At 65.8% G+C, this 8,729-nt stretch carries 4 protein-coding genes and 1 pseudogene; 2 read left to right on the top strand and 3 right to left on the bottom strand.

The window, feature by feature from the left end; translation table 11 throughout:
* Positions 1-7 precede the first annotated feature (7 nt).
* Positions 8-2,989 (top strand): annotated as a pseudogene (locus EOA60_RS09425) (sarcosine oxidase subunit alpha).
* On the top strand, positions 2,982-3,608 hold the full coding sequence (locus EOA60_RS09420; RefSeq protein WP_095823940.1) for a sarcosine oxidase subunit gamma family protein: 627 nt from the start codon (positions 2,982-2,984) through the stop codon (positions 3,606-3,608). Before EOA60_RS09425 ends, EOA60_RS09420 begins: the two are co-directional and overlap by 8 nt.
* 102 nt (positions 3,609-3,710) lie before the next feature.
* Here EOA60_RS09420 and EOA60_RS09415 read toward each other — a convergent pair whose 3' ends face one another.
* The 3 genes from EOA60_RS09415 to EOA60_RS09405 form a co-directional block, all read right to left on the bottom strand.
* A complete protein-coding gene (locus EOA60_RS09415; protein ID WP_128311274.1) occupies positions 3,711-6,860 on the bottom strand; it encodes an efflux RND transporter permease subunit in 3,150 nt (1,049 codons plus the stop codon).
* A gap of 244 nt (positions 6,861-7,104) precedes the next feature.
* On the bottom strand, positions 7,105-8,271 hold the full coding sequence (locus EOA60_RS09410; protein WP_095823941.1) for an efflux RND transporter periplasmic adaptor subunit: 1,167 nt from the start codon (positions 8,269-8,271) through the stop codon (positions 7,105-7,107).
* A gap of 54 nt (positions 8,272-8,325) precedes the next feature.
* Positions 8,326-8,729 (bottom strand): TetR/AcrR family transcriptional regulator (locus tag EOA60_RS09405; protein ID WP_128311271.1); only part of this gene is annotated, 404 nt, incomplete at its 5' end.

The following is an 8,729-nucleotide window of genomic DNA, read 5'->3' as shown; positions in this document are numbered from 1 at the left end:
GTGCTTGATGCGCGGCAACCAGGCAAACCGTCTGGCCGCCGGCGGCCTTATCGACCGCTCGACGCCGCTGAGCTTCCGCTTCGACGGCAAGACACTCTCCGGCTTCCAGGGCGATACGCTTGCCTCGGCGCTCGTCGCCAACGGCGTCAAGCTGGTCGGCCGCTCGTTCAAATATCACCGCCCGCGCGGCATCCTGACGGCGGGCTCGGAATAGCCCAACGCGCTGGTCGAGCTGCGCAGTGGCGCGAGGCGCGAGCCGAACACCAAGGCAACGACCGCCGAGCTCTATGAAGGGCTCGAGGCCGCCAGCCAGAACCGCTGGCCGTCGCTCAATTTCGACGTCATGGCGGTCAACCAGCTCTTCGCGCCGATTTTCGTCGCCGGCTTCTACTACAAGACCTTCATGTGGCCGGCGAAATTCTGGGAAGCGATCTACGAACCGGCGATCCGCCGCGCCGCCGGCCTCGGCCGCGCGGCGGGCATTCCCGATCCCGATCGCTATGACAAAGCATGGGCGCATTGCGACGTGGCGATCGCCGGCTCCGGCCCGGCCGGCCTCGCCGCCGCCGTTGCCGCCGCGCGCTGCGGCGCGCGCGTCATCCTGTGCGAGGAGGATTTTGTCCTCGGCGGGCGCTTGCTGGCCGATGGCGGTACGATCGACGGGCTGCCGGCGGCCGAATGGATTGCCCGTACCCTGGACGAACTCGCGGCGATGCCGGACGTTCGCATCATGACGCGCACGACGCTGTTCGGCGTCTATGACGGCGGTACCTATGGCGCGATCGAGCGCGTCAACGACCATCTGTCCCTACCGCCGGAGCATCAGGTGCGGCAGCGGCTTTGGCGTATCGTCGCCAAGCGCTGCGTCGTCGCGGCGGGCGCGATCGAACGTCCCATCGTCTTCGCCGGCAACGATACGCCTGGCGTGATGATGGCCTCCGCCATGCGCAGCTACATCAACCGCTACGCCGCTGCACCGGCGCGACGGATTGCGCTGTTCACCAACAATGAGGATGGCTGGCGCACGGTGGAGGCGGCGATCGCAGCCGGACTGCAGGTCGCTGCGGTGATCGATGGGCGGCCAGACGTTTCGCCGGCCCATCGCTCGCGTGCCGGCAAGGGCGGCTTCCCGATTCTCAACGGCTCAGTCAGCGGCGTTGACGGCGGCAAGAGCGGTGTGCGCAAGATTTCCGTATCGCTGACCGGCGGCGCGCGCGCCGAAGTCGAGGCCGACGGGCTTGCCGTCTCCGGCGGCTGGAACCCTGTGGTCGGCCTCACCTCCTATCATCGCGGCCGGCCGAAATGGCGCGACGATATCGCCGCCTTCGTACCGGACGCCGCGCCGCCCGGCATGGTGGCGGCAGGCGCGGCGAACGGCGCCTTCGGCTTTGGCGCCTGCCTGCGGGAAGGTTTCGAGGCAGGTGCTGCAGCGGCGCGCGATGCCGGACGGAGCGGCAACGCCGGATCGGCGCCGATCGCCGACGACGAGGCCTTTTCGCTGACGCCGCTCTGGCATGTCACCGGCAAGGGCAAGGCCTTCGTAGACCAGCAGCATGACGTGACTGCTTCCGATGTCGAGCTGGCGCAGCGCGAGGGTCTCGAGTCGGTCGAGCACCTGAAGCGCTACACGACGCTCGGCATGGCGACCGACCAGGGCAAGACTTCGAATGTGGCCGGCCTCGCGATCATGGCGGCGGTGAGCGGCAAATCCATTCCCGAAACGGGCACGACCATCTACCGGCCGCCTTATGTGCCGGTCGCCATCGGCGCCTTCGCCGGCCACCACCGCGACGAGAATTTCCATGCGACGCGGCTGACGCCGTCGCATCACTGGGCGGCCGAACAGGGCGCGGTGTTCGTCGACACCGGCCTGTGGAAACGCGCGCAATGGTATCCGTTGCCCGGCGAAAAAGACTGGCTGGAATCGGTCACCCGCGAGGTCAAGGCGGTGCGAAGTGGCGTCGGCTTCTGCGATGTCTCGACGCTGGGCAAGATCGACGTGCACGGCCCGGACGCCGGCGCCCTCCTGGACCGCGTCTATATCAACGCGTTCTCCAGCCTCGCTGTCGGCAAGGCGCGTTACGGGCTGATGCTGCGCGAGGACGGCATCGTCTATGACGACGGAACCACCTCGCGCCTGGCCGAGGACCATTATTTCCTCACAACCACGACCGCCAAGGCTGGGCTGGTGATGCAGCATCTCGAATTCTGCCGCCAGGTCCTATTCCCCGAACTCGACGTGCAGCTGACCTCGGTCTCCGACCAGTGGGCGCAATTCTCCATCGCCGGTCCGAAGACCCGCGATCTGCTGAAGGAGATCGTCGATCCGGCCGAAGACCTGTCGAACGAAGGCTTTCCGTTCATGGGCGCGCGCGAAGTCAAGCTGCGCGGCGGCATCAAGGCGAGGCTGTTCCGGATCTCCTTCTCCGGCGAGATGGCGTTCGAGATTTCGGTGCCGGCGCGCTACGGCGAGGCTCTGGCGCGCAACCTGATGATCGCGGGAAAGCCGTTCGGCGTGACGCCTTACGGCACCGAGGCGCTCGGCGTGATGCGCATCGAAAAGGGCCATGTCGCCGGACCGGAGCTCAACGGCACCACAACGGCTGCCGATCTCGGTCTCGGCAAGATGATGTCGACCAAGAAGGATTTCATCGGCCGCGTCATGGCCGGCCGCGAAGCACTCGTCGCGCCGAACCGGCAGGTGGTCGTCGGCATTAAGCCGACCGACAAGGCGCGCCGCCTACGCTCCGGCGCGCACATCGTTCCCAAGGGCGAGACCCCCGGACCAGACAACGACCAGGGCTATATCACCTCGGTCTGCTTCTCACCGGTGCTCGACCAGTGGATCGGGCTCGGCCTCGTCGAGCGTGGCCGTGCGCGCATTGGTGAGATCGTGCGCGCTCATGATCCGCTGCGTGGCGAGGAGTACGATGTCGAGCTCTGCAATTCCGTCTTCTACGATCCGGATGGAGGGCGCCAGCGTGGCTGATTTTTCCTGGAACATCCGCAGCCCGCTCGAGCGCGCCCTGGTCGCCGGCCGTTATGGCGCGCCGGGCGAAGCCGGCGTGTCGCTGACCGAGATCCGCAATTTCGACCTCGTTCAGGTGATGGCGCGTCGCGGCAAGGCGGCCGAGACGGTCAATGCCGCGAAGGCTCGCTTCGGCGTCGCCGCGCCGGAAACACCCAAGGCGGCCGACACGGCCGACGCGACGCTGATCTGGTCAGGACCGGACCAGTTTCTGGTGCTGTCGAGAGGCGGCGGGCAAAGGATGGAGACCCTTGCCCGCGTGTTTGCCGGTTTGGCCTCGCTTTCCGATCAATCACATGCGCGCGCGTTGATCAGCGTTTCCGGCGACAAGGCGCGCACGATGCTGGCCAAGCTGTCGTCGATCGACCTGCACCCCGAAATATTCCCGGTCGGCACGGCAGCCGCCACCTCGATCGACCATACCAGCGTGACGCTCTGGCGCGGGAAGAACCGACAAGACGGCCAGGCCGTGTTCAACCTCTTGGTATTCGCAACCTTTGCCGAAAGCCTGTGGCATACGATGCTCGACTCGGCCGCGGAGTATGGCGTGACGGTCGCGCATTCCGAGGAATTGGCGTAGGCGCCTCGCCGAGCGCGCCGCGGCGGCGCGAGGCGTTCTTTCGATGCACATCATCCGCCACCGGCTTTCGCCGATGGCGGATGATTCGAGGTTGCCACCTTCTTATTCCGCAGCCAGCGCCAGCTGCGGTCTTTCGATGCCTTCGACCTGTTCCGGCTCCTGCGCCTGCTCGCCTGTCTTGGCCGTCTTGGGCTCGCGGCCGAAGAACAGGGCATAGCCCGCCGGCAGCACCAGGATGGTGAGCACGGCGGCGACGAGGATGCCGCCCATCATGGCGTAGGCCAGAGGCCCCCAGAAGACGGCGCGCGAGATCGGAATCAGCGCAAGCACCGCGGTCAGCGCCGTCAGCATGATCGGGCGGAAGCGGCGCACCGCAGCGCCGACGATCGCTTCCGATCGATCCATGCCGGCGGCGATGTCCTGGTCGATCTGGTCGACCAGGATGATCGAGTTTCGCATGATGATGCCGAGCAGCGCGATGACGCCGAGGATGGCGACAAAGCCGAAGGGCGCGCCGCTGATCAGAAGGGCTGCCGCGGCACCGATGATGCCGAGCGGGCCGGTGGCCAGCACCAGCATCGACTTGCCGAAATGCTGCAGCTGGACCATCAGCAAGATGACGATGACGGCCAGCATGATCGGTGCCTTGGCGGCGATCGAGGCCTGGCTTTCGGCCGAGTCCTCCGCGCCGCCCTGGATCTCGATCTTGTAGCCGGGGGCAAGGCCGGCGCGCAGGTCCTTCATGTCGTTGTACATCTTGGTGACGACGTCGTTCGACTGCACGCCATCCGGCAACGTGGCGCGCACGCTGATGGTCGGCAGACGGTCGCGCCGCCACTCGATGCCCTGCTCCATCACGGGCACCACTTTCGCCACCTGGGACAGGGGCACGGAGCCGCCGAAGTCGGTCGGGATGTAGACGGAGTCGACCGAGGACAGCAGATGACGGGTCGCCTCCGGCTCGCGGGCGACGATCGAGACCGTCTCTTCGCCGTCGCGGAAATCGTCGAGTGGCGCACCGGACATGGTTGCCTGCAGCATCTGGCGAATGCGCTGCGATGTGACGCCTAGTGCCCGGGCTCGGTCCTGGTCGATCACCAGCTTCATCGCCGGCACCGGCTCCAGCCAGTCGTCATGGACGGCGCCGAGCAGCGGGTTTGCTTCGAACCTTGCCTTCACCTCGTCGGCGATGCGGCGCACCTCCTGGCGATCCGGCCCCATGATGCGCATTTGCACCGGCCAGCCGGTCGGCGGCCCGAGGAACAAACGATCGACCTTGGCGCGGATCGACGGGAAGTCCTTGGCGAGGATGCCTCGCATCTTGACGATCAGCCGCTCGCGCGCCGGCTCATCCTTGGCCATCACCAGAAGCTGGGCAAAGTTCGGATTGCGAAGCTGCTGGTCGAGCGGCAGGAAGAAGCGCGGAGCGCCCTCGCCGATATAGGTGGCGATGAAGCGCTTGTCCTGGTCGTCCATCATCTTCGCTTCGAGCGCCTTGGCTTGGTTCTCGACCTCCTTGATCGATGTACCTTCCGGCAGCCAGAGATCGACCAGGATTTCCGGACGTGACGACTGCGGGAAGAAGTTCTGCGGGATGAACTGGAAGGCCCAGAGGCTGGTGCCGAAAGTGACCAGCGTCATCGCCAGCACGATGATGCGGTGGCGCACGGCCCAGGTGACCGTCGCGCGCAGCCGCCGGTAGAAGCCGGTGTCGAAGACGTCGTGGTGGGTGCCGGCGTGCTTGCGCTGCTTCAGGATCATGTAGCCCAGCCAGGGCGTGAAATAGACCGCGACGAACCACGACACGACCAGTGCGATGCCGACGACATAGAACAGCGTGCGCACATATTCGCCCGCGGTGGAGGCCGCGAAGCCGACCGGGATGAAGCCCGCGGTGGTGATCAGCGTGCCGGTCAGCATCGGGAAGGCGGTCGAGGAATAGGCGAAGCTCGCCGCCTCGATCTTGACCAGCCCCTCCTCCAGCTTGCGCTCCATCATCTCGACGACGATCATGGCGTCGTCGACCAGCAGACCGAGCGCGATGATCAGCGCGCCGAGCGAGATGCGCTGCAGGTCGATGCCGATCTCGTACATGATGGCGAAGGTGGCGGCTAAAACCAGCGGGATGGCGATCGCGATCACCAGGCCGGAGCGCCAGCCGATCGACAGGAACGAGACGACGAGAACGATCAGCAACGCTTCGCCGAGCGCCTCCATGAATTCGTTGACGGCATCCTTGACCACCTCCGGCTGGTCGGAGATCTGGTCGACCGCAACGCCATAAGGCAGACCTTCCTCGAAGCGCTTGTAGGTCGCCTCGACATCCTTACCGACGTCCCTGACATTGAAGCCCTTGGCCATGACGACGCCGACCTGGACGCTTTCGTGGCCGTTGAAGCGGTACTTGCGCTCATAAGGGTCCTCGAGGCCGGAAGAGACCGTGGCGATGTCGCCAAGACGCGTCACCTGATTGCCGGCGCGCAGCCTCAGCTCGCGGATATCGGCGGCCTTGATGACGTCGCCCTCGACCGAGATGCGAACCGAGCGCAAGCCGGTATCGACCGAGCCCGCCGGATCGACGGCGTTCTGCCCTTTCACGGCATTCTGCAGGTCAAGCACCGTCAGGCCGCGCTCGGCGAGCGCCTTGGAGGACACATCGATATTGATCTTCTCGGGCTGGTCGCCGATGATGACGGCCTTTTCGACGCCCGGCGTCGCCAGCAGCATGTCGCGCGCCTGAACGGCGAATTTCTTCAGCTCGGGATAGGTGAAGCCGTCGCCGCTGATCGAATGCAGCGTGATGAAGGTGTCGCCGAACTCGTCGTTGAAATAGGGGCCGAGCAGGCCCTGCGGCAGTTCGTTGGCGATATCGCCGACCTTCTTGCGCACCTGGTAGAAGGCATCCTTCACCTCCTCGGCGTTGGTGTCGCCCTTTACCTGGAGCGTGATGATGGCGCTGCCGGCGCGGGTGTAGGAGCGGACAAAGTCGAGATGCGGCGTCTCCTGCAGCTTGCGCTCGATCTTGTTGACGACCTGGTCTTCCATGTCCTGGATCGAGGCGCCCGGCCAGACTGCCTGCACGACCATGACGCGGAAGGTGAAGTCCGGGTCTTCCTTCTGGCCCATGCGCATCAGGCCTAGCGCGCCGGCCAGAATAATGAGGCCGAACAGGAAGCGCGCGATGCTCGGATGCCCGATCGCCCAGCGCGAGAGGTTGAAGGGACGCTTTTCAGTGCTGCTGTCCGTGGTCATGGCGCAGGTCCAGTCCAATTGGCGGCAAGGCAGCATGCCTTGCGGCTCATGAGTTCTCAGTGGGCTTCCGGGCGGCGAGCACCTCAAGCAGGAGAGAGACTCGCAATCGCGCTCGACGCGGCCGTGGTGCGGGGGATACCAATGCCGCGTCTCGTCGATCGGGCGATTTCGCCGCCCGGAACCCATGCCCTGCCCGGCTCGCGGCTCACGGCAGCGAGGTCGGGAAAGGCGTTCTTTCGCCTGGTTAGCGCAGGCTGCTAGTGGCGGCGACGTCATCCTCCGCCGAGGCGGACTGCTGGGCGGCATCGCCGGAAAGCTTCACTTTCAGATTGTCGGTCATGAACTGTGTGCCGGCGGCCACCACCACGTCGCCCTGCTTCAAACCTTCGGCAACGGCAACGCCGTCGGCGGTGAAGTTCGCCACCTTGATTGGGCGCGGATGCACCGTGTCGGACGCGCGGTCGACCGTCCAGACGATGTGCTTGCCGTCCTTCTCAGCCATGGCGGTCAGCGGGATCGACACCAGCTGCGCCTTGCTGCCGACGGTCGCCGCGACATTGGCGGTCATGCCGAGCAGCACCCGCGGATCGTTGGGCAGCGACACCCGGACCGCGAAGGTGCGCGACTGCGGATCGGCGCTGCCGGCCACCTCGCGGACCTTGCCGTCAAGGGTCAGCGCCTCGTCCGACCAGAAGCTCGCCTTGACCTCCTTGCCCGGCCGGAAGCCGGCGATGTCCATTTCCGGCACCGCGATCAGCACTTCCTTCTCGCCGTCGACGGCAACCGTCATGACCGGCGTGCCGGCGCCGACCACCTGACCGATATCGGCCGAGATGGCGGTGACGATGCCGGCCTTGCCGGCTTTGAGATCGGTGTAATGGACCTGGTTCTGCGCCTGGGCCAGGGTCGAACGGGCGGCATCGCGCGTCGCCACGGCCTGATCATAGCTCAGAACGGCCTGATCGAGCTGCGACTTAGGCGCGAAGTTCTTGGCATAGAGCTGCTCGGCGCGCTTCCTGGCGAGATCGACGGTCTCGACCTGCCGCTCGGCGGCGTCGAGGCTCGCCTCGGCGCTCTTCACCGACAGCTCGTAGTCGGAGGGGTCGACGCGGGCAAGCACGTCGCCCTCGTTCACATGCTGGCCGATGTCGACGAGACGCTCGGTGACCTTGCCGGCGATGCGGAAGCCGAGATTCATCTCGGTGCGGGCGCGCACTGAGCCGGAATAGTCGAGCTGGCGCGTGGTCTCGGCCTCGCCGATCTCGACGACCTTCACCGGCCGGATGACTTCCTGGGCTTCCGCTTTCTTCTCTTGGCTGCAGCCGGCAAGCCCGAGCGCCGCGACAACGACGCCGACGACTGGGAGGCCCGCGGCCGGCAGCCTGCGGAGGATGGAACTGGACAAAGACACCTTAGCACTCCCGAACTGGAGATAAACGTCGACCGGCACCCGGCGGGGCAGCGGCTATTTCAAGGCTCTGATTGCGTAGTCGATGAGGTCGTCCGGCATTGCCCGGTTGGTCTTGGCAAGGCACTGAGCGACCATCTGCGGATGGCATAGGATGACGGTGGAGGCGCCGAAACAGCGCGAGGCGATCACCGGGTCCTGCTTCCTGAACTCGCCGGCCTCTATGCCGTCGCGGATGACGTCAGCGAGCAGGTCGTGGATGCGGTCGACATGCTTGTCGATGACGCCCCAGTCGCGCTCGAGCGCGACGATCACCATCTCATGCACCTTCTGGTCGTCGAGCATGACTTCCAGCGTCATCTTGTACTGGGCGTGAACGTAACGGCGCAGCCGCTCCTCCGCGCTGATCGGCAGGCGCGAAATCTCGTAGGCCATTGCGTAGCTGGCGCCGAGCATGCGGC

The sequence above is a fragment of the Mesorhizobium sp. M1A.F.Ca.IN.020.06.1.1 genome (genome assembly GCF_004023265.1).
GTDB lineage: Bacteria > Pseudomonadota > Alphaproteobacteria > Rhizobiales > Rhizobiaceae > Mesorhizobium.
The sequence above is the reverse complement of the archived record's forward strand: the minus strand, read 5'-3'. Positions and strand labels throughout refer to the sequence as shown.